The sequence below is a fragment of the Microbacterium sp. BR1 genome (genome assembly GCF_002812725.1).
Taxonomy (GTDB): domain Bacteria; phylum Actinomycetota; class Actinomycetes; order Actinomycetales; family Microbacteriaceae; genus Microbacterium.
Genome location: NZ_NMUN01000010.1, coordinates 110,100 through 131,693, shown reverse-complemented (window position 1 = coordinate 131,693; position 21,594 = coordinate 110,100). Strand labels below are relative to the sequence as shown.

Genomic DNA, 21,594 nt, shown 5'->3' with positions numbered 1-21,594 from the left:
CGCGGGGGTGACTGGATCTCGGACCACAGAACACGCACTTCACGCGAAGCGCGGACAGGACGATCCCGTTCTGTGATGGCGATGCGGTGTAGGGACCTGGGATCCAGCAATCATGGCTGTTTCACGTGAAACGACGCGTCGGCTATCGATTCGGCTTCCGTTCGTCACGTGAGGAGGAGGCCTAAACGGAGTTCACCGCCGACGCATGAAATGCGCTTCGCTCCGTTGACGCTCCCCGACGGGCGGATGGCACGCGATCGTCGGTTGAGTGAGCACTTGGGCAGACCGGATGCGCCGACAGGCACACCATGGGTCTGGTCATCGGTTCGGGCTCGGTAGTGATCGGCTGGCTTTGGCTTTGGCTTTGGCTTTGCTCTGTCTCTCGCTGTGCGTCGACGAGAGACGGTATTCGTGGCGAACTGTCCGACGTGAAGCCGTACGCATGATTCGTGCGGAGCTGACTCGGTAGAAGACGTCTCGCGCGCTGTGCAGCCAGCGAGCATCGTTTGGTCGAGCGAGATAGCGTGGCACTTCGTGTTTCACGAACGGCGCTCCGTCCGTGAATTCGATCGACGTTCCTTCTTGTGAGCGTGAGACGTCGCATCTGCGATCACGATCGAGGCGCGGGCACCGACCGACGTTTCACGTGAAACGTCGGCACCGGTTCGCTGATATCGATGCGCCGCCGAACTGGTCGCGATATCGACACGCCGTGTTTCACGTGAAACGCCGTGCGACCAGGGGTGACGTTGATGAGGGAAGTCTCATGGACGTCGGATGTGATTTCAGCGACGAGAGCGCACCTAGAGTAGAGGTCGTCCCCCTGCCGCGAGTGGAGCGTTTCACGTGGAACATGCCCGACGTTCGGATGTCCGATCATCCGCACAACTGATAGACGACACCCCGCTGGCACGGGAGATCGCAGACCTCAGCGCACGCCGCCGAGCTTTGGAGGGAGTCGCGATCGAACTACCGAACAGGACGCGCGTCCTGACCGTCTCAAACCAGAAGGGTGGCGTCGGCAAAACGACCAGCACGGTCAATGTCGCGGCCGCCCTCGCTTCCCTGGGGGCACGGGTCCTGGTGATCGACCTCGATCCCCAAGGGAATGCGTCCACCGCACTGGGAATCCCCCACGATCCCGATACACCGAGCGTGTACGACGTGCTCATCGATGAGTTCCCCCTCGCAGACATCGTTCAGGTCAGCCCCGAGTCACCGAACCTCTTGTGCGCGCCGAGCACGTTGCACTTGGCTGGTGCGGAGATCGAACTCGTGTCGCAGGTTGCTCGAGAGCACCGCCTGCGGGGCGCTCTCGAGGACTATCTCGCAACGAGTGCTCTTCCGATCCATTTCGTACTGATCGACTGCCCCCCCTCCCTGGGGTTGTTGACGATCAACGCGTTCACCGCGGCGAATGAAGTCTTCATCCCGATTCAGTGCGAGTACTACGCGCTCGAGGGTCTCACGCAGCTGCTCGGGAGCGTGCGGATGATTCAGCGCCACCTCAACCCGAGCCTGCAGGTCTCGAAGATCTTGCTCACGATGTACGACGGGCGCACCCGACTCGCACAGCAGGTGGCGGACGAGGTTCGCGCACACTTCCCTGGGGAGGTGTTGCAGACCGTGATCCCCCGATCCGTTCGTGTTTCTGAGGCTCCGAGCTTCGGCCAGACGGTTATCGCGTACGACGGCCAGTCGGCCGGCGCCGTCGCATACCGTGAGGCCGCGATCGAGATCAGCAAGCATGTGCCCGCCGTAACCAGCAACGAAGACACCAACGAGGAAGGCACGCTCTGATGTCCACGAAGAGAACAGGACTCGGACGAGGAATCGGCGCTCTGATCCCCACGAGTGAAGCGGAGAGCCGTCCCGTCGATGTCTTCTTCCCCGGCGCGCGACGGCTGGAAGCGGTGGAGGCCGTTGCGGATGAGGAAACGATTGTCGAAGAACAGCGGTTCGCCGAGCTCGTCGCCGTTCCGGGTGCCCGTTTGGCGCACATCGACCCCCGTGAAATCGTGCCGAATCCGCGCCAGCCCCGCACGCACTTCGACGCGGATGACCTTGCCGAGTTGGTGCACAGTGTCCGCGAGTTCGGTGTTCTGCAGCCGGTCGTCGTTCGACCGCGTGCCGAGGATGGCACATACGAGCTGATCATGGGCGAGCGGCGTACCCGCGCGGCCCGTGAGGCCGGCCTCGCGAGCATCCCCGCAATCGTTCGCGACACGGCAGACGAGAATCTCTTGCGCGACGCCCTGCTCGAGAACCTGCATCGATCGCAGCTGAACGCACTCGAGGAGGCCTCCGCCTATCAGCAGTTGCTCGAGGACTTCGGGATCACGCAGGAAGAGCTCGCGACACGCATCGGTCGCTCGCGTCCCCAGATCAGCAACACCATTCGCCTGCTTCGCCTACCGCTTCCCGTGCAGCAACGCGTGGCCGCCGGTGTACTCAGCCCCGGCCACGCGCGTGCACTTCTCGGATTGCCAGATGACGCCGCCATCCAGCGGCTCGCCGACAAGATCGTGAACGAAGACCTCTCGGTTCGCGCCGCCGAGGCGATCGTCAAGGGTCGTCCAGACACTCCCCAGCGCGCAACGAAGCCTCAGGCCGGCGCGCGTCGCGGGCACCTCGACGAGGTCGCGGGCCGGTTGGGTGATCGTCTGAACACACGAGTCCAGATCTCACTGACGGCTAGAAAAGGCCAGGTCAAGATAGATTTCTCGACTATCCAGGATCTCAACAGAATCCTGGCCGAGATGGGTATCGACGGATTCGGCTCCGACTGAACCGGCCAGCCGGAGCCTTGCGAGGCAATGACGAAGGCCCCGACTCTCTGAGCCGGGGCCTTCGTCGTTGCCGGTGAAGCCGATCAGCCGATGAACGCCGCGAGATCCTTCTCCAGTGCGAACTTCGGCTTGGCGCCGATGATGGTCGTCTTGACCTCGCCACCGTGGAAGACCTTCATCGCCGGGATCGACGTGATCTGGTACTTCATGGCGAGATCGGGGTTCTCGTCGACGTTGAGCTTGAGGATCGTGATCTTGTCGGGGTGCTCGGACTGGATCTCGTCCAGAACCGGGGCCACCATACGACACGGACCACACCACTCGGCCCAGAAGTCGACGAGAACGGGACCCTCGGCATTGAGAACGTCCTGCTCCCACGTGCTCGAGGTCGTGGACTTGGCGGTCATATCCTTCTCCTTCTTTCGGAAGTCTCAGAGAAGAGAACGTCGTAACGCTCTCGAATGTTCCTTGGGTGTCAGGCCACGCTGACGGGGTCGGCCTCGGGCAGCCCGTCGATCTGGGCGACATCAGCCTCCGGTTCTCCCGCGTCGTCGAGGGCCGCGAGGTAGTGTTCGGCGTCGAGCGCGGCGACCGTGCCCGATCCCGCGGCGGTCGCGGCCTGACGGTACGTCGGATCGATGACGTCGCCCGCGGCGAAAACACCGGGAACCGACGTCCGCGACGAGCGGCCGTCCACCCAGATCGTTCCCTCGGGGGTCAGCTCGAGCTTGTCGTGAACGAGATGCGTGCGCGGGTCGTTGCCGATCGCGACGAAAAGGCCCTCGAGTGCGAGCTCGCGGGTCGTTCCATCCGTGGTGTCGCGCAGGACGACGCCGGAAACAGCCTCGTCCCCGAGGATGTCCGCGACCTCGGCGTTCCAGATGAACTCGATCTTGGGGTTCGCGAAAGCGCGCTCCTGCATGATCTTCGACGCCCGCAGGGTGTCCTTGCGGTGGATGATGTACACCTTCGAGGCGAAGCGCGTGAGGAACGTCGCCTCTTCCATGGCCGAGTCGCCGCCTCCGACCACGGCGATCGTGCGGTCGCGGAAGAAGAAGCCGTCACACGTGGCGCACCACGACACGCCGTGGCCCGAGAGGCGCTCCTCGCCCGGAAGACCGAGCTTGCGATAGGCCGAACCCGTGGCGTAGATGATGGCTGCCGCTTCGTGTTCGGCACCGCTGCCGAGCTTCACGCGCTTGACGGGCCCGTCCACCGAGAGCTCGACGACATCGTCGTACAGGATCTCGGCGCCGAACTTCTCGGCCTGCTCCTGCATCTTGGCCATGAGCTCGGGGCCCTGGATCGCCTCGGGGAAGCCCGGGAAGTTCTCGACCTCGGTCGTATTCATCAGCTCTCCACCGACCTCGACCGAACTCGCCACGACGAGGGGTGAGAGGTTCGCGCGTGCCGCGTAGGTAGCCGCGGTGAAGCCCGCAGGACCCGATCCGATGATGATCACGTGACGCACTGTGTTTCTCCCTTTTGCTTGTCTCTGGGCTTCAACCCATGGTAGTCCGGCAGCATTCCACGGCCCGGTGAATTCCACGTGCTGGAACACCGGGTGAGGCCTGCGCGGGGCGAGAGGTCAGCGCCGACGCAGACGGCGGATGAGCGGCGCGACCGCCGCGAGCTCGGGCGCGCGCATCGCTGCCAGGATCCCGATATAGACCGCGAGCGTCACGCTTCCGATGAGCGCACCCCCCGCGACACCGAGCAGCATGGACGAGGTCGTCCAACCATCGAGGCCTCCGAGGAGGAGGAAGAGGCCCCAGCCGAGGCAACCCGCTGGCACGCCGGCGAGGAAGAATCGCCCGAGCGCCCGCGCGGGCGCTCGAAGGTCGAGTCGCCCGAGTCGCCCGCGCAGCAGCACGATCGCGATCGTGAGCTGGATGATGCCGGCGAGCGACTGACCCAGGGCGATACCGGCCGCGAGATATTCCAGGGGAAGGATGGCGCCCGCGATGACCGCCGTCACGATCACGAGAGCCGCCTGCACGAGCGTGAACAGGAACGGCCGGAACGTGTCCCCGTAGGCGTAGAACGTGCGTTGGATGACGTACAGGATCGACAGCGGGACGAGCCCGATCAGGTAAGCGCCCAACACGAGCGCGGTCGCTGCCGCATCCGTTGGGCTGTTACTGAAGATCCGTGAGACCGGAATCGCCGCGGCAACCACAGCAGCAAGGGCGCCCACCAGGAAGAAGCTGATCGTCCGGATGCTGGTGCCGAGGTCGGAGCGGACCTCGTCGTCTCGTCCGGCCGCAGCGTGCTCGCTCAACTGCGTGAAGTAGGGGGTTCCGATCGACACCGCGATCACCGAATACGGGAGGATGAAGATGAACCACGCGTAGGACATCGTCGCGACCGATGCGCCCGCCGTGCTCGCGAGCGTGGCAATCTGCGCCTGAATCAGCCCAGCGATCTGGCCCACGATCACCATGAGCAGCGTCCACCAGGCAAGGTTGCCCATTTGCCGCAGACCCATCCCGCGCCAGGCGAAGTCGGGCCGGAAGTGCAGCCCGGATCGGCGCCAGAAGAACAGCAGGAAGACGGCCTGCGCGGCGATTCCCGCCGTCGCCGTGCCGGCGAGCACGGTGATCATGTCGGGCGTCCAGTCCGCGACCTCGGTGCGGTTCGCACCGAAGAGAACGATGAACGCGATGAATCCCGCGATGGAGACGAGATTGTTGAGAATCGGCGCCCACGTGTAGGGCCCGAACACGCGACGAGCGTTGAGAGTCTCGCCCACCAGCGCGTAGAGACCGTAGAAGAACAGCTGAGGCAGACACCAGTACGCGAACGCGACCGCGAGGGCGTACTGGTCCCCGGTATAGCGTGCGAACAACTGGACGAGCCAGGGCGCCGCGAGCGTCGCCAGGCCTGTGATGACGATGAGCACGATGGTGCCGAGCGTGAGGAGCTTGGAAACGAACGCTCCCCCACCGTCTGCGTGTGCCGCGGCGCGCACGATCTGCGGCACGATCACACCCGTGAGGATTCCCGTGGAGACGATCGCGTAGATATTGTTCGGCAGCATGTTCGCCGTCGTGAAAGCGTCCGCGGCACCGCTGAACACGGATCCGATCGCCATCACGAGAACCATGGAGCGGACCACGCCCGTCAGGCGTGAGACGAGCGTGCCCGCCCCGAGGATCGCGCTGGCGCGGCCGAGACTACTCATCGCGCGATTTCGGCGTGGGATCGTTGCTGGATTCGCCGGCTCCCGGATCGTCGGTGTTCGTCGCTTCGGTGCTCGTCGCGTCAGTCGCACGAGCGCGACGACGACGCAGCACCGTGCGAGCGAAGCCGGCACCGAGGAGCAGCACGACGATCGCGCCGAGGCCGATGATTCCGATCCGTTCCCAGTCGGCGCGCACGGTGACGTCCGCCCGCTGGATGGGGCCGACCTGCTCGAAGGTGGGGCTGAGGAGGCGTAGATCGATCCCCACCTCGCCGCTGCCGACGCGGGCTTGGACCCCGACTTCGACTCGCGTGTTCACGCCGGGCTCCGCCCGTACCGGCGTGGTGCGCTCGACGTCGAGGCGCAAGTTGTCGGGGGTGGATACGAGGACGACATTGACGGGGAACGGCAGGTCGTTGCGCACGAAAAAGGGCAGAACGGCTTCTGGGCTCACGAGCTGCACGGTGCTGGGCTGCTGTATCGCGACGGACGTGAGCGTCTTCGTGGTGACATCCGCGTGTGCGGTGAGAGCCGCCGCCCATGCCTCTGGATCGTCACGCCACCCCGCGCCGATCAGCTGCAGGATCGAAGATCGCTCGGGGGCCGTCAGGAGCGACGGGTCATCGATGATCGACGAGAACTTCGCGATGCTCGCCTCGCCCGCGAGAAGCGCGTCCAGGTGCGTTGCGGCTTCCATGTCCTGTTGCGCGGTGCTCTCGACCGAGGTCCGCTCGGCGTCCAGGAGCGCGCTGAGAGTTGCGGGGACGACGCCGGGATAGGCGAAGACGGTGTCGATCGCGGCGCGCAGCGCGGTGGCGCCGACCTCGGGCAGCCGGTCCGTCGTGATCAGGAGGGGGCCCGACGAGTTCGACGCCTCGAGCGCGATCTGCGCGGAGATCCGTGCGGATGAGGCCTGAGCGGCGTCCGCCGGCGCGCCGGCAGTCGCACGCATCGCGTTCGACGATCCCGCTTCGTAAACGAGCAGCGGGATTCCGTCAGCCGTGGCTGCGGCCGCTCGCACCTCGGATCGACGGACTTCGGCAGAGCTGAGCAGGACCGTCGCGGGGGTGCCACTCGGCGAGGGCTGCTGCGTCAGCACGCGTAGCGCATTCTGGTCGGCGCGGCCCTGAGCCGGCCAGAAGATCGCCGCCCCTGATCCGGGGACGGAGACAAGCTCATCCAGGCTCGGCAGAGTGATGACATCGTCAGCGGTGTCGTCATCCACACCGCTCCCGGTTGGCGCCGGATCGGGATTCGGGGTCGACGCGGGGCCCGAGCCCGTGAAGTCGTCCGCGGACATCGCGTAGTCCAGGCTGGTGGGCTCGAGCAGCGTGGTCAGTCCCGCGTCCGCCTGCACCGAGACATCCGCGTCCCCGAATTGCAGAGCAAAGCGCTCGTTCGGCAGCGCCGCGAGCCGGTCGAGCCAGGCGAGTGCACTGGCGGGCGCCGAATCGCCGAGGACGCGGATCGACGCGAGCACCGAGGGGTCGACCGCGAGAACAGCCGAGGTGCCGGAGACGCCCGAAAGCACAGCCGTGAGGCGTCCCTGGGGGCCCGTGAGCGCGGTCAACTCGTCGGCGGAGAGAAGCCCGGCCGCGCGCGGACCCGCGGTGACCGCGACGATGACTCCGATCGAGGACGCCGCGGGGCTCTCGTTCTGGAGCACGATGGCGCTCCGGGAAACGACGTCTCCGCCGTACGTGGCGGAGAGCGCATACACACCGGGCGCGCGACCCGCCAGCGCCTCGGCAGCGACCGTCGAGACCACGATCCCGCTGTCGCCCGGCGCGATCGTGCCGACCGCCGGACGATCGACGACGGATGCCTCGGGGCCGAGTCGGCCGTCGTCGATCCAGTCGTCCAACTCTGCGGTGGTGCCCAGAGGCGCGTCACTGAGTTCCAGCGTGAGTGCGGCCGGGCTCAGGTCGGCGGAGGTGGGGTTCGACACCTCGATCGTCGAGCTCAGTGCCGCACCGAAGGGCACGACGCCGTGTGCGAGTGGCGAAAGAACCAGTGTCGGCTCGGCGGTATCGGGAGTCGGTGAGGGACTGGGCGACGCGGCAGCGACGGAGGTCCCGGCGAGCACGAAGGATGTCGTCACGGCGAGAAGGGCGGCGACGCGCACCAGGCGCCCGAAACCTCTGCGACGGACGACGTCTCGCGGGCCGGCGAAGATCGGGTCGCGCTGCACGTCGGACCCTCCCGGCGCCGGACCGCGCCGCACGCCGGAACCGAAGAAGAGGTGCGTCACGGTGAGTCCGGGTTTTTCGTTGAGTGCGAGAGTTCGCACATTTCGCCCGATTCTACGGCGCTCGCCTCTGCGTTCCCGGCGCACCGCCGCCGGTCGACGGTGTTGAGCGGGCAGAGGCCGCGGGGACAGGCTTCAGCGACGTTCGGGTGAGCGGCGCCCCGACGGGCACGCTTGAATGGAGGGATGATCCCCGAACCTGATCCGGCGCTCGCGCGCGCCCTCGCGGTGGACCTGGCCGACGCCGGCTACACGGGTGCCCGATTGCGCGCGCTCTGGGGTGTCGCGGCCGACGAGGCGCTCGGGCGCGGCATGGCGCTTCCCGCGCGCCGTGAGGTGGCGGGATCCCGGTCCGACGTGGCCGTGTTGGCGCGACTCTTCTTCCTGGGCAGTCCCGTGCCGCTGTCCGACGCGCAGACGGCGCTCCGGACGGCGACGGTGCCGGGCGTCGAGAAGCTCGGCCTCGTGCGAATTGCTGACGGGTCGGTCATTCCGTCCGTCCTGATACGTCCGCAGGCATACGTCGACGAACACGGTGCGGGCGAGTGGTGGATCGCGAGCGACATCGACGAGTCGGTGCGCAGCGGACCACTCCCCGAAGACCACGTCCTCGGCGTCGGCGGGGCCTCGCTGACCCTTGCAGGCTTGCAGCTTCCGACGCCGGCCGTGCGCGTGCTCGACCTGGGTTCCGGTTGCGGCATCCAATCACTGCGTGCCCGGCGAGACAGCCCGGAGGTGACGGCGACCGACATCTCGGAGGCCGCTCTCCGGTTCACGCGGTTGAACGCCCTCCTCAACGATGTGGACGGCATCCGGACGCTCCGCGGAAGCCTGTTCGAGCCGATCGGTGAGGAGGTCTTCGACCGCGTCGTCTCGAATCCGCCGTTCGTGATCACGCCGCGCGGCGCCGACGTTCCCGCATACGAGTACCGCGATGGCGGCCTGACGGGCGATGCGCTGGTGCGCGACATCGTCACCACGGTCGGGGCACACCTGACGCCGGGTGGAATCGCGCAGCTGCTGGGTAACTGGGAGTATGTCGACGGTCGCGATGGCCTGCACCGTGTGCGCGACTGGGTGGCCGCATCACCCGTTCCCCTCGATGCGTGGGTGATCGAACGTGACCGGATGGATCCGATCGCATACGCCGAACTCTGGATCCGCGACGGCGGCACCGTGCCGGGTACCGCCGCCTTCGAATCGATGCTCGCGGCCTGGCTGGACGACTTCGAGGCTCGAGAGGTTCGCGAGGTCGGATTCGGCTACATCCTGCTGCGTCGGGCGTCGGATGGTCGGCCCAGCCTGTCGCGGTTCGAACGTGTCGAGGGCGTCATCGGCGCGAATGCCGCTCTGGGCATGCATCTCGCCGAAAGCTTGCGCGCCCATGACCGCCAGACGCGACTGAGCGATGACGAGCTGGCCGCGGCGGTTCTGCTTGCCGCCGGTGATGTCACCGAGGCGCGCCACTACCTGCCCGGTGCCGAAGACCCGAGTGTCATCGAGCTGCGGCAGGGCGGGGGCTTCGGACGCACGCTCGCGGTCGACCCCGCCCTCGCCGCGCTGGTCGGTGCGAGCGATGGCGACCTGCCCGTGGGACGCCTGATCGCCGCGATCGCGGAGCTGCTCGAGGTCGATCCCGAACTGCTGCGGGCCGACCTCCTCCCCCGTGTTCGCGGTCTGCTCGAAGACGGGTTCTTGACCTTCACCGATCGCCCGGGCCCGCCGCCCGCATCGCCGTCGGACACGCGTCGGTAGGCTGGATGACATGGTGAGTATGGCCGAGGGCCTCGGCCGACTCGCGAGTCTGGCCGCGTCGTCCATCGTGGCGGAGTTGTCCGGTGCGTTCGAGCGCGCGGGGTTCGAGCTCGCGATCGTGGGCGGGCCGGTTCGTGACGCGCTTCTCGACCGACCCACCCACGACCTCGACTTCACGACCAACGCACGGCCCGACGACATCCTGCGCATCGTCAAGCCGATCAGCACGGCGCAGTGGGACATCGGACGCGCGTTCGGCACGATCGGTGCCCGCATCCGCGGGGAACAGGTCGAGATCACCACATATCGTGCAGATGCGTACGACGGCGAGACCCGCAAGCCGGTCGTCGAGTTCGGCGACAGGCTCGAGGACGACCTCGTGCGCCGCGACTTCACCGTCAACGCCATGGCGCTGCGTGTGCCCGGCCCCCAATTGGTCGACCCGACCTCGGGCGTCGAAGACCTCCTCAGCCAGATCCTGCGCACTCCCGTAGCCCCGGCCGTGAGCTTCGGCGACGACCCGCTCCGGATGCTTCGTGCCGCCCGTTTCGCGTCCCAGCTCGGGTTCATCGTCGCCGATGACGCGCTCGAGGCGATCACGGCGATGCGCGACAGCCTGGCGATCGTCAGCCCGGAGCGCATCCAGGGTGAGCTCGTACGGTTGCTTCAGACGAACCATCCTGTACGGGGCATCCGTCTGCTCGTCGAGACGGGGCTCGCGGGCGTTTTCCTTCCCGAGCTGCCGGCTCTCCGCCTCGAGGTGGACGAGCACCACCACCACAAGGATGTCTACGAGCACTCGCTGACCGTGCTGAAGCAGGCGATCGACCTCGAGGGTGAGCGACACCCGGATGCGGATCCGGATGTCCCGCTCCGCCTCGCGGCCCTGCTGCACGATATCGGCAAGCCCGCGACGCGCAAGCTCGAGTCGGGCGGTGGGGTGACATTCCACCATCACGACGCGGTCGGGGCTCGGCTGGCACGCAAGCGCTTGCAGGCCCTGCGGTTCGATTCGGACACGATCGCCGCCGTCACGCACCTGGTCGATCAGCATCTGCGCTTCTTCGGCTACTCGGAGGGCACGTGGACCGACTCGGCCGTGCGTCGATATGTGCGCGATGCCGGTGAGCAGCTCGAACGTCTGCACATCTTGACCCGCGCCGATGTCACGACACGCAACAAGCGCAAGGCGACGCGGCTGCGGACCGCCTACGACGATCTGGAGCGGCGGATCGCCGACCTCGAGGCCGAGGAAGAGTTGCAGTCGATTCGACCCGAGCTCGACGGCAACCGCATTCAGGAGCTGCTGGGGATCCCCCCGGGACGCGAGGTGGGCGAGGCGTACCGCTTCCTGCTCGATCTACGCCTGGACGAGGGCGTTCTCGGCGAGGTCGAGGCCGAGGCGCGGCTGCGTGCCTGGTGGGCCGCGCGCGCCTGAGCACCTCCTGCCGTTCCGAATTCAGCTCGCGGCAGAGGCGGCGAGTCCCGCGATCTCGCGACCGGATCGGACGGCGTGCGTCTCGGCCGTCTGCTTCAGGTCCGCGGCCACATCGACGAACGCGTCGAGGGCCGGGTTCACGCCGACGAGCGTGAAGGGACGCTCCACGACCCGCAGGTCGAGGCCCCAGACATCCTCCAGAACGCGACGCAGCCACGCGGTCGAGTGATCCCACCCTTCCTTCGGCGTTCCGGGGGCGTAGTTGCCACCGAGCACCGTGACGAGGGTTGCGGGCTTACCACGGAGCGCGGTGCCCTGCGGGTCGATGCGCGGATCGGTGTAAGCAAGGTCGAACCAGGTCTTGAAGTGCTGGGACACCCCGTAGTTGTAGAGCGGAACGGCGAACAGCAGGGCGTCGGCGGCGATCATCTCGTCGGCGAGCTCTGCTGCCAGTGCACGGGCTGCACGCTGGCCGTCGGTGTGATCCGCGGCGGGCGTGAAGTTGGAGGTGACGGCGTCTGCCCACGCGGTCGCCGGAATCGGTTCCGTGGACAGGTCGCGTCGAACGACGTCGGATGTCGGATGCGTCGAGAGCCACTCGGCCTCGACGAGATCGGCGAGCGCGCGGCTCGAGGAGGTGGGGGGAAGGATGCTGGCGTCGAGCCGGAACAGCGTGGTCATGGTGTCCTATCTGGAATCCGAAGTAACTAAGTAAAATATAGCGACTCCGGAGACTGTAGCACCCGTACGATGATTCCATGGCACCCCCCGACGACGAGCACGAGCGCGAGGTCTGCGACGCGGCCGTGACGCTCGCGTTCTCGGTGTTGGGCAAGCGCTGGAACGGGATGATCGTCTCGGCGCTCGGCAGCGGCGCCTCGACATTCGGCGGCCTGCGGCGTGCGGTTCCGGGCATCAGCGACGCCGTGCTGTCGGACCGCCTGGCCGGACTCGCCGAGGCCGGGCTCGTTGTGCGCACCGTCACCCCCGGTCCCCCGACCGCGGTTGCGTACGCGCTGAGCGACAGTGGCGAACGTCTGCTGCCGATTCTCGACGAGCTCGGTCGATGGGCATCGGGCAACCTCACGGAACAGCCGACCGCCTAGGCATCCTCCGCGTTTGAATGCCGACGCCGCTCCGCGCCCCACTTCTGCGGGGGCGGAGCGGCGCTGCGGCTCGGGGAAGGCGGGGCTCAGGGCACGACGACGGCTCGGCCCCGCACGGTTCCCGCGTGCAGTTTCGCGTACGCCTCGACGGCGTCGTCGATGCCGTACCGCTCGACGTGCACCTCGACATCGCCCGCGCGGGCGAGATCGAGTACCTCGATCAGCTCACTGCGCGATCCCCAGTACGGGGCACGAACCGCCGCACCGAACGGGGTGGCGAAGAACCCGGTCTGCATCGTGCCGCCACCGATCCCGACGATGTGCACGAAGCCATCCATCGCCACCACGGCGCGCGCGGTGTCGATCGTCTGCTGCACCCCGACGAAGTCGAAGACGGTCTCGGCGCCCGCCTCTCCCGTCAGCCGCTTGATCTCGGCGACCGTGTCAGGGCCCGAGATCACGGTGTGGTGGGCACCCACTTCGCGCGCGAGCGCGAGCTTGTCCTCGTTCAGATCCACCACGATCACCGTGGCTGACGAGACGGCCCGCAGGATCTGGATCGCGACGTGGCCGAGGCCGCCCGCGCCGATGACGACGGCGGTCGCGCCGGGGTACAGCTTTGCTGCGGCTGACCGGATCGCGTGGTACGGCGTCAGGCCGGCGTCCGTGAGGGACACGGTCGCGACCGGATCGAGATCGCCGAGCGGCACCAGGTGGCGTGCGTCGTCGACGATCACGTACTCGGCCATCGCACCGGGGGCGCCCAGGCCGGGAGGGGCAATGCCCTGGGCCGCGGCGTTCGGGCAATAGTTCTCGCGCCCCTGGGAGCACGCGTGGCACTGTCCGCACCCCCACGGACCGTAGATCGCGTATGAACCGCCGAGCTCGATGCCCTCGACCCCTTCGCCCAGCTTGTCGACCGTCCCCGCGCCCTCGTGTCCGAGAGTCAGCGGTAGGCCGTAGATGTACTGCTCAGCCGGGAGGTCCATCAGGAACCAATCGGAGTGGCAGAGCCCTGCTGCCGTGACCTTGAGTCGGATCTGCCCGGGCCCGGGCTCCGGTGTATCGATCTCGACGACCTCGGGACCTTTGCCGATCTCGCGGTACTGGACTGCCTTCATGGTCAACTCCCATTCTCTGCGTGTTCTCAGTTCTCTGCGTTTCTCAGTCTGCTCCTCCGGGTGTGCATCCCGTCAGCCCCCTGGCCCGTGACAAATGCGCGCGATAGCCTGTGCGGACCGTCAACGCAGATGGGATCCGCATGTCGTCGCCGTGGTCGTCGCGGCGCGAGGTCTCGCCCGAGACGTCGCGCCTGCTGATCGAGCGCGCGCATGACGAGTTGGTGCACGGCAATTCCGGCGATCAGCGCCTGCTCGACGTGCGTCCCCTCGTGCGTGAATCCTGGCGCCGATCGCTCGCGGGCCTCGTCGGCGCCGAGGCGCTCCCGCCCGTGGCGCTGTCGCCCGCGGAACTCGAGGAGTATCGCCGCACGCATCCGCTCGCGGAGGTGCTCGAGATGATCCGAGCGCTTCTCCTGCCTGGTGACGCGGCCGAATCTGGTGTCGCGGTCGCGGTCGGCGATGCTGCCGGGCGCCTGCTCTGGGTCGAGGGTGACCGGAACGTGCGCGCGCTGACGGGCGAGATGGGATTCGTCGCGGGCGCGAACTGGTCGGAATCCGTGGTCGGAACCGCCGCCCCGGGGACCGCCCTGGCCCTCGATCGATCGGTGCAGATCCGTGGCGCCGAGCACTACAACCGTCTGGTGCAGCCCTGGAGTTGCACGGCTGCGCCCGTGCACGATCCCGAGACCCGACGCATCCTGGGCGTCATCGACGTCACGGGCGGGTCGAGCGCCGTCACCCCGCAGGCGCAGCTTCTGGTGGATGCGACGGCCCGGGCGGTCGAGGGTGAGCTGCTCGTCGCTCGGCTGCGTGCGCGGGCGGCGGGCCCCCCGCCGGCTGCGGAAACCCGGCGGCCGCGACGCCGTGCCCCGCGGCCCGAGGTCGTGCGCTCGACGCTCCGGGTGCTCGGACGGGATCGGGCGCTCCTGGAGATCGCGGGCGAAGGTTCGGACCGGATGACTGAGCTCAGCGCCCGTCATGCCGAGATCCTCCTGATGCTCGCGACCCACCGTCAGGGCCTGTCGGCCGACGGGCTCGCCGAGCTCGTCTACGGCGAGAGTGCCTCGGCAGAGACCCTCCGGCCCGAGATGGTTCGCCTGCGGAAGGCGCTCGAGCGCACCGCCCCGCACCTCGTTCCCGCCTCGCGCCCGTATCGCCTCGGGCCGGAACTCGAGACGGACGCTCAGCACGTGCTGTCGCTTCTCGACCGCGGCGCTCACCGCGTCGCGCTCGCGGCCTATCGGGGCGCGGTGCTGCCGGACTCGGTCGCGCCCGGCGTCGAGATGGTCAGGGACAGCGTTCGCCAGTCCCTTCGCGAGGCACTCATCGCCGAGGCATCCGTCGACGTCCTCCTGGCGTATGCCGATACCGAAGAGGCGTCCGAAGACGACGAAGTCCTGCGGCTGTGCCTGAGTCTGCTGCCGGCTCGTTCCCCCCGGCGCGCGGGTCTCGTCGCGCGCATCGCGCGCCTCGAAGCCTGACGGGCCCCCGGGGTCGAGCCATCCGCGCCCGCGCAACGCGATGCAACGTTGCGCGGCCTACCGTCGACGCAGATCGCGGCAGCGCATGCCGCTCACTCATGACACGTCGAAGGAGACAGACATGACCATCGTCGAAGAGGGCGTCTCGAGCGTCTACGCAGCCCCGGGCCAGCGCGGGGCGCTCGCCGAGTACCGCAACAGATATGGGCACTACATCGGCGGCGCGTTCGTCGATCCGGTGAAGGGCCAGTACTTCGAGAACATCTCGCCGGTCAACGGCAAGCCCTTCTGCGAGGTCGGCCGCGGCACCGCCGAAGACATCGACCGGGCCGTGGATGTCGCGTGGAAGGCGTTCGCCTCGTGGAAGAAGACGACACCGGCCGAGCGCGCCAACATCCTGAACAAGATCGCCGATCGCATCGAGCAGAACCTCGAGATGATCGCCGTGGCCGAGACGTGGGACAACGGCAAGCCCGTCCGCGAGACCCTCGCGGCCGACATCCCGCTCGTCGTCGACCACTTCCGGTACTTCGCCGGTGTGCTGCGTGCGCAGGAGGGTTCGCTCAGCCAGCTGGACGAAGACACCGTCGCCTACCACTTCAACGAGCCGCTCGGTGTGGTCGGGCAGATCATCCCGTGGAACTTTCCGATCCTCATGGCGACGTGGAAGCTCGCCCCCGCGCTCGCGGCCGGCAACTGCGTCGTGCTGAAGCCCGCCGAGCAGACCCCGGCGTCGATCATGTTCCTGTTCGACATCATCGGCGATCTGCTGCCCGCCGGTGTCGTGAACATCGTGAACGGGTTCGGCATCGAGGCGGGCGCACCGCTCGCGCAGCACAAGCGCATTCGCAAGGTCGCCTTCACGGGCGAGACCACGACCGGCCGCCTGATCATGCAGTACGCCTCGCAGAACCTCATCCCCGTCACGCTCGAGCTCGGCGGCAAGAGCGCGAACGTCTTCTTCGAGGACGTCGCCCGTTCACGCGACGACTACTACGACAAGGCGCTCGAGGGGTTCACGTTCTTCGCCTTGAACGGCGGCGAGGTGTGCACCTGCCCCTCGCGCGCGTTGATCCAGCGATCGATCTATGACCAGCTCCTCGGCGACGGACTCGAGCGGGTCGGCAAGATCGTGCAGGGCAACCCCCTGGATCCGGCGACGATGCTCGGGGCCCAGGCATCCAATGACCAGCTCGAGAAGATCCTCAGCTACATCGACATCGGCAAGGCCGGTGGCGCGAAGTTGCTCACCGGGGGCGAGCGCGTGGATCTCGGCGGCGATCTCTCGGACGGCTTCTACGTGCAGCCGACCGTGTTCGAGGGCACGAACGACATGCGGATCTTCCAGGAGGAGATCTTCGGGCCGGTCGTCTCGGTCACGTCGTTCGACGACTTCGACGGCGCGATCGACATCGCCAACGACACCCTCTACGGCCTCGGCGCCGGTGTGTGGAGCCGTTCGGGCGACATCGCGTACCGCGCGGGGCGGGCGATCGAGGCTGGACGCGTCTGGACGAACACGTACCACCAGTACCCCGCGCACGCGGCGTTCGGCGGGTACAAGCAGTCCGGCATCGGGCGCGAGAACCACCTGAAGATGCTCGACCACTACCAGCAGACGAAGAACCTGCTGGTGTCGTACGCAGAGGGGCCGATGGGCTTCTTCTGAGTCGCCGCCTCCATCCCGTGTCCCACTTTCGCCCGCCATGGGAGCTCCATTCCGGGCGAAAGTGGGACACGAAACGGAGTAGTTGGGACATGGCGGTGCCGGTGCATGGTGAAGGGAGCGAAAGGATGAGCACAACCGACATGAGCGAACGCGTGGCAGTGACGGATGCCGCGGCCACCATGGTGCGGCAGCTGACCCTGCAGCATGGGCCGCTGATGTTCCATCAGTCCGGCGGATGCTGCGACGGGTCAGCGCCCATGTGCTATCCCGTCGGCATGTTCATCACCGGGCCTTCCGACGTGCTGCTCGGCTCGATCGACGTCGGGCTGGATGATCCGGTCGAGATCTATATGTCGGAGTCGCAGTTCGAGTACTGGAAGTACACCCACCTGACGATCGATGTGGTGCCGGGGCGCGGAGCGGGCTTCAGCGTCGAAGGACCCACGGGCATGCGATTCCTGATCCGGTCGCGCATGCTCACCGAGTCCGAGCTCGCCGACTTCGGCCTCGACTGACCGCGGAGAGGGCACCGCCGCGCGTCGGCTGCACGTCCCCGCGTCCGCCACACCGATGGACAGGGCGGATGCGGGAACGTGCCGCAGACGTGGGAACGTGCCACACGTCATAGGAACATCGAGACCGCCCAGATCACGACGAAGAGCACGACCGCGACGATGCCGAGCACCGATACGCGACTCTTCAAGCGTCGCCCCTCGGGTGCGACACCCGGCGGCGGCCGGAGATCCGGCGCTGCTGCGAACGGATCGACCACTCCACCCGTCGTCCCGGTAGGCCCACCGGCGGCGCCCATCGCCCGAGCCGACGCATCCGATACCAATCGGTCGTCTCGCCACCGCGACCACTGCGCGAACTTTTCGAGCAGCGCACCGACCGTGGCGAACAGCCACGCCCATGTCGCGGGGTCCAGGGTGGACAGGTCGCGTTTGGCGTAGAGGAACAGCCAGTCGTCGACGATCTCGACGTCGAGCTGGGCGGCATTGTCGATGAACCGGGCCATGATGTCGGGCGTGAACAGGTACAGAGCGTCGCGTTCGTATCCGCGCGGGCAGAACAGCGAGAAGTACTTGTCGAAGTCGCCCTCGAGGCTGAGGCGCTGATCGCGATCGAAGGATGTCGGCAGGTTCGATCCGAACAGGCCGTTGTTGCCGACGGCGTCGAGCAGGATGTGAGGCAGGGGAACATCCAGCTTGATCGCGACGTACCCCCACTTGTGGGTCGACTGGTTCTTTCCCGAACCGGTCACGTAGCGATAGTTTGCGAACTCGACGAAGCGGGGGTGTTCGCCCCGCACGAGGTCGTTGGCCGCGCGCGAATGCCCCTGACTGAAGATCATTCCGGGCAGCCGGGGGTCGGCCAGGGTCGGCACGTACGACATCGCGTTCGCCTCGGCGAAGCGCGCCAGTCGGTACCAGCGCTCGCGGCTTCCGGTGAAGATCCGCACGCCGATCCAGGCGATGCCGCCGCCGACGGCGAGCATCGCCAGCACCGGCAGAACGGTCAGCCACCCGAATGACCCCGACGCGGCGAGCATCGTGAGGATCGTGCCGAACACGCTCAGGAACACCAGCGCAAAGATCCCGGCGACCACGATCAGCACCACGAGCTGCACGCCGCGGCTGCCCGAGAACGGCGACGCCAGCCGCCCTTCCGCGCGCAGCCGGGCGGTGAACGCGCGGATGTCGGCGGGCCTGGCGGGCTCGATCAGGGGGCGTGCGTCGAAGGAAACGGATGCCGTGGGTCCGGCGCCGCTCACCGGTTGACCTCGTCGCCGTCCCACGACAGGTCGGCGCCCTCACGCAACGGATGGGCCTCGAGCCCGGACGCGGCACAGATTTGCGCAATCAGTTCAGCCGAACCTGCGACGACCGTCGAGTCGAAATCGATCTCGCTGACCACGACCCACGCGCGGTCGGTGGGCCACATGACGTTCGGCGATTGGGCCCAGGCGTGTGCCTCGTCGGGGCCGACCCAGGGCGCGAGGTCGGGCCACGAAGCATCCGTGAACGACGTCGCACCGGCCGAGAACAAGACATAGGAACGCTGGGGCAACTCCAGCCGTGCACCGCGCGAGATCTCGTCCGAGAGGATGCCCGGCTGCCAGGTCGGTTTGCGGAAGACGTTGTTGAAGGGGTCGCGCGTGCTGGCCTCGAGCATGGCGCGGTGCCGGTCCTGCAGGGACTCGTCGTCGCCCACGGTCGGATCTGCGGAGAAGGTCAGGACCGCGCGCGAGGGCGCTTCGCCCGTGAATCCGAGGAGACCGCCGTAGCCATCCCACACTCCCGCATAGCCGTGGTGCGGGGTCGTGGTCTCGGCGGCCAGCAGTCGCGCCAGAGCGGCCAGCTGCGCGACGTCCATCCGACCCTCCGCCGGGGCGTCGTACTGCCAGCCCTCGGGACCGCGGACCTGCTGCCACCCCTGTTCGAGATCGTGGGCCCCGACGACGCGGTTCCATTGCGCTTCGGGATGCATCCGGGTCCCGAACGCCAGGGCGGTCTGCGCCCAGGTGACGTTCTCGGTGTCGATCTCGGGCTGTGACCGCCCGAAAGCCGCCCAGGCGCGGGCGTGGTCGTCGTAGGGAAGGGGCGGCCAGGGCTGTCCGACGGGTCGCGACCGAGTCGCGGGATGGAAGATCCGGGCATAGGCGGGGAAGCCGCGGGGCACGACGGTGTGCATGCCCGACGCATCCGTCCACGTCGCATCGACCCGCTCGCGCAACCAGTCCCCCGGCGATGTGTCCGCTATCCAGTCCATGAGGCCACGCTACCCACCGGCGCCCTGCACAACACTCCGGAGAAACCTGCGGGGTGAGGCTGGGGGGCGGCCGGATCGGCGCAGATTCGGCTCGGTGATCCGGAATGTTGTCCGGGCGGCCGACCAGGGTTTCTTGGTGATGGCACGTGGGGCACACCCCCGCTTGGGTGGATCCGCGACATCCGCTAGACTAAGAAGGTTGTCCGGCCGCGGCCCGTCCGCGAAACCGTGACGACATGCACACACCCTCCTGCTGTCGAGAGATGCTCGGCAGCCGTTCTAGTCCGAAGGAGGTGGGTTAGTGACGCACCAGTACGAACTCATGGTCATCCTCGATCCCGAGATCGACGAGCGCACGGTCGCCCCGAGCCTCGACAAGTTCCTGAAGGTCATCACGAACGATGGTGGCTCGATCGACAACGTCGACATCTGGGGCCGCCGCCGTCTCGCGTACGAGATCCAGAAGAAGAACGAGGGCATCTACGCCGTCGTCAACTTCACGGCCACCAGCGCCGCCACTCAGGAGCTCGACCGTCAGCTGAAGCTGTCCGAAGCCGTCATGCGCACCAAGGTGCTGCGTGCGGAAGAGGGCTTCGCTCAGGTCGAGGCCGAGAAGAAGCGCGCCGAAGAGAAGGCCGCCCGCAAGGCTGCCGCGCCCGCCAAGGCCAAGAAGGACGCGTAACCGCGATGGCCGGCGAGACGATCATCACCGTCGTGGGTAACCTCACGGCCGATCCCGAACTGCGGTACACGCAGAACGGGCTCCCCGTCGCGAACTTCACGATCGCGTCGACGCCGCGCAACTTCGACCGTGCCGCCAACGAGTGGAAGGACGGCGAAGCGCTGTTCCTCCGCGCATCGGTCTGGCGCGAGTTCGCCGAGCACGTCGCGGGGTCGCTGACCAAGGGCATGCGGGTCATCGCGACCGGTCGCCTCAAGCAGCGTTCGTACGAGACGCGCGAGGGCGAGAAGCGCACCTCGATCGAACTCGAGGTCGACGAGATCGGCCCCTCGCTGCGTTACGCGACCGCTCAGGTCACGCGTGCCGCAAGCGGCGGCGGTGCCGGTGGCGGTCAGGGTCGTCAGCAGGTCGCCGAGGAGCCCTGGGCTACGCCCTCCGCCTCCTCGTCTGCTGGCGGCAACGCCGGTGGCGAAGCCTGGAGCGCTCCCGGCGCATACGGCGACGACACCCCCTTCTAAGCATTTCGGATGCCTGTGGCCCAGGCATCCCACCACAACCAAGGAAGACCACTTATGGCTGGAAAGTCGAGCGGCGACCGCCGCAAGCCGCGTAAGGGCGGGAAAGTCACCGCCCCCGCAAAGGCGATTCGCGTTGGCATCATCGATTACAAGGATGTCCCCACGCTTCGCAAGTTCATCTCGGAGCGTGGGAAGATCCGCGCCCGTCGTATCACCGGTGTCTCGGTGCAGGAGCAGCGTCTGATCGCCACGGCGATCAAGAACGCGCGCGAAATGGCGCTCCTGCCTTACGCCGGCGCGGGTCGTTAAGGAGCACCATGTCGAAGCTGATTCTCACGAACGAGGTCGCCGGGCTCGGTAGCGCCGGCGACATCGTCGATGTCAAGGCCGGGTACGCCCGCAATTTCCTCATCCCCCAGGGATTCGCCGTGGCGTGGAGCCGCGGTGGCGAAAAGCAGGTCGCGTCCATTCGCGCCGCCCGCGAATCGCGCGCGATTCACGACCACGAGTCCGCCGTCGCCCTGAAGGACGCCCTCGAGGGCGCCAAGGTGCGCCTGGCCGTCAAGGCGGGTGTCGAAGGGCGCCTGTTCGGTTCGGTCAAGACCGGTGACATCGCGGATGCCGTCAAGGCCGCCGGTCTCGGTGACCTCGACAAGCGCAAGATCCAGATCACCTCGGCGATCAAGTCGGTGGGCGAGCACGAGGCGACCGTTCGCCTGCGCGATGACCTCACCGCCGTGATCACCCTCCAGGTGGTTGCTGCCAAGTAGTACCGCAACGCGCGGGAACGGATGCCGCGGAGCCAACCCTTTCGGGTCGGGCCCCGCGGCA

General features: G+C 67.4%; 20 protein-coding genes. 12 read left to right on the top strand and 8 right to left on the bottom strand.

What is annotated here, in order from left to right:
- Positions 1–846: 846 nt before the first annotated feature.
- Together CGU35_RS16405 and CGU35_RS16400 are read left to right on the top strand one after the other, a co-directional pair.
- Positions 847–1,800, top strand: coding sequence for a ParA family protein (locus CGU35_RS16405; protein ID WP_269800336.1), 954 nt, complete (start codon positions 847–849; stop codon positions 1,798–1,800).
- On the top strand, positions 1,800–2,789 hold the full coding sequence (locus CGU35_RS16400; RefSeq protein ID WP_100812546.1) for a ParB/RepB/Spo0J family partition protein: 990 nt from the start codon (positions 1,800–1,802) through the stop codon (positions 2,787–2,789). Before CGU35_RS16405 ends, CGU35_RS16400 begins: the two co-directional genes overlap by 1 nt.
- Positions 2,790–2,872: 83 nt before the next feature.
- Here CGU35_RS16400 and trxA read toward each other — a convergent pair whose 3' ends face one another.
- The 4 genes from trxA to CGU35_RS16380 form a co-directional block, all read right to left on the bottom strand.
- Complete coding sequence (trxA, locus tag CGU35_RS16395) at positions 2,873–3,196, bottom strand: thioredoxin (protein WP_100812545.1); 324 nt, start codon at positions 3,194–3,196, stop codon at positions 2,873–2,875.
- A 68-nt stretch (positions 3,197–3,264) separates the two neighbouring features.
- Positions 3,265–4,260, bottom strand: coding sequence for a thioredoxin-disulfide reductase (trxB, locus tag CGU35_RS16390; RefSeq protein ID WP_100812544.1), 996 nt, complete (start codon positions 4,258–4,260; stop codon positions 3,265–3,267).
- Between the two features lie 117 nt (positions 4,261–4,377).
- The gene (gene murJ, locus CGU35_RS16385; protein WP_100812543.1) at positions 4,378–5,973 is read right to left on the bottom strand and encodes a murein biosynthesis integral membrane protein MurJ; all 1,596 of its coding nucleotides are present in this window, start codon (positions 5,971–5,973) and stop codon (positions 4,378–4,380) included.
- Positions 5,966–8,263, bottom strand: a complete 2,298-nt coding sequence (locus tag CGU35_RS16380) for a DUF6049 family protein (protein WP_100812542.1) — start codon at positions 8,261–8,263, stop codon at positions 5,966–5,968. The genes murJ and CGU35_RS16380 overlap by 8 nt, the downstream gene beginning before the upstream one ends.
- Before the next feature lie 144 nt (positions 8,264–8,407).
- On the opposite strand from CGU35_RS16380, the gene CGU35_RS16375 reads away from it, so the two are divergent.
- Positions 8,408–9,976 (top strand): DUF7059 domain-containing protein, encoded by a 1,569-nt coding sequence (locus CGU35_RS16375; RefSeq protein WP_100812541.1) that lies wholly within the window; start codon positions 8,408–8,410, stop codon positions 9,974–9,976.
- Between the two features lie 10 nt (positions 9,977–9,986).
- Entirely contained in the window at positions 9,987–11,414 is a 1,428-nt protein-coding gene (locus CGU35_RS16370; protein ID WP_100812540.1) for a CCA tRNA nucleotidyltransferase, read from the top strand.
- A gap of 21 nt (positions 11,415–11,435) precedes the next feature.
- Here the strand turns inward: CGU35_RS16370 and CGU35_RS16365 are convergent, their stop codons facing one another.
- Positions 11,436–12,095: an FMN-dependent NADH-azoreductase gene (locus CGU35_RS16365; protein WP_100812539.1), complete on the bottom strand. Its 660-nt coding sequence runs from the start codon at positions 12,093–12,095 to the stop codon at positions 11,436–11,438.
- A gap of 77 nt (positions 12,096–12,172) precedes the next feature.
- On the opposite strand from CGU35_RS16365, the gene CGU35_RS16360 reads away from it, so the two are divergent.
- Positions 12,173–12,520, top strand: coding sequence for a winged helix-turn-helix transcriptional regulator (locus tag CGU35_RS16360; protein ID WP_100812538.1), 348 nt, complete (start codon positions 12,173–12,175; stop codon positions 12,518–12,520).
- Positions 12,521–12,606: 86 nt separating this feature from the next.
- Here CGU35_RS16360 and CGU35_RS16355 read toward each other — a convergent pair whose 3' ends face one another.
- A complete protein-coding gene (locus CGU35_RS16355; protein ID WP_100812537.1) occupies positions 12,607–13,641 on the bottom strand; it encodes an NAD(P)-dependent alcohol dehydrogenase in 1,035 nt (344 codons plus the stop codon).
- A gap of 140 nt (positions 13,642–13,781) precedes the next feature.
- Between CGU35_RS16355 and CGU35_RS16350 the strand changes: the two genes are divergently transcribed.
- From CGU35_RS16350 to CGU35_RS16340, 3 genes are all read left to right on the top strand, one after another.
- On the top strand, positions 13,782–15,122 hold the full coding sequence (locus tag CGU35_RS16350) for a GAF domain-containing protein (protein WP_100812829.1): 1,341 nt from the start codon (positions 13,782–13,784) through the stop codon (positions 15,120–15,122).
- 121 nt (positions 15,123–15,243) lie between these two features.
- Positions 15,244–16,791, top strand: coding sequence for an acetaldehyde dehydrogenase ExaC (gene exaC / locus CGU35_RS16345; RefSeq protein WP_100812536.1), 1,548 nt, complete (start codon positions 15,244–15,246; stop codon positions 16,789–16,791).
- A 125-nt stretch (positions 16,792–16,916) separates the two neighbouring features.
- Positions 16,917–17,306: a DUF779 domain-containing protein gene (locus CGU35_RS16340; protein ID WP_100812535.1), complete on the top strand. Its 390-nt coding sequence runs from the start codon at positions 16,917–16,919 to the stop codon at positions 17,304–17,306.
- Positions 17,307–17,413: 107 nt separating this feature from the next.
- On the opposite strand, the gene CGU35_RS16335 is transcribed toward CGU35_RS16340, so the two are convergent.
- A complete protein-coding gene (locus CGU35_RS16335; protein ID WP_100812534.1) occupies positions 17,414–18,565 on the bottom strand; it encodes a phage holin family protein in 1,152 nt (383 codons plus the stop codon).
- A complete protein-coding gene (locus CGU35_RS16330) occupies positions 18,562–19,563 on the bottom strand; it encodes a hypothetical protein (RefSeq protein ID WP_100812533.1) in 1,002 nt (333 codons plus the stop codon). Before CGU35_RS16330 ends, CGU35_RS16335 begins: the two co-directional genes overlap by 4 nt.
- A 301-nt stretch (positions 19,564–19,864) precedes the next feature.
- Between CGU35_RS16330 and rpsF the strand changes: the two genes are divergently transcribed.
- The 4 genes from rpsF to rplI are packed head-to-tail and all read left to right on the top strand — an operon-like array spanning position 19,865 to position 21,533.
- Positions 19,865–20,245 (top strand): 30S ribosomal protein S6, encoded by a 381-nt coding sequence (gene rpsF, locus CGU35_RS16325; RefSeq protein WP_036294257.1) that lies wholly within the window; start codon positions 19,865–19,867, stop codon positions 20,243–20,245.
- 5 nt (positions 20,246–20,250) lie between these two features.
- Positions 20,251–20,763 (top strand): single-stranded DNA-binding protein, encoded by a 513-nt coding sequence (locus CGU35_RS16320; RefSeq protein ID WP_100812532.1) that lies wholly within the window; start codon positions 20,251–20,253, stop codon positions 20,761–20,763.
- A 54-nt stretch (positions 20,764–20,817) separates the two neighbouring features.
- The gene (gene rpsR / locus CGU35_RS16315; protein WP_100812531.1) at positions 20,818–21,072 is read left to right on the top strand and encodes a 30S ribosomal protein S18; all 255 of its coding nucleotides are present in this window, start codon (positions 20,818–20,820) and stop codon (positions 21,070–21,072) included.
- 8 nt (positions 21,073–21,080) lie between these two features.
- Entirely contained in the window at positions 21,081–21,533 is a 453-nt protein-coding gene (gene rplI / locus CGU35_RS16310; RefSeq protein WP_100812530.1) for a 50S ribosomal protein L9, read from the top strand.
- Positions 21,534–21,594 lie beyond the last annotated feature (61 nt).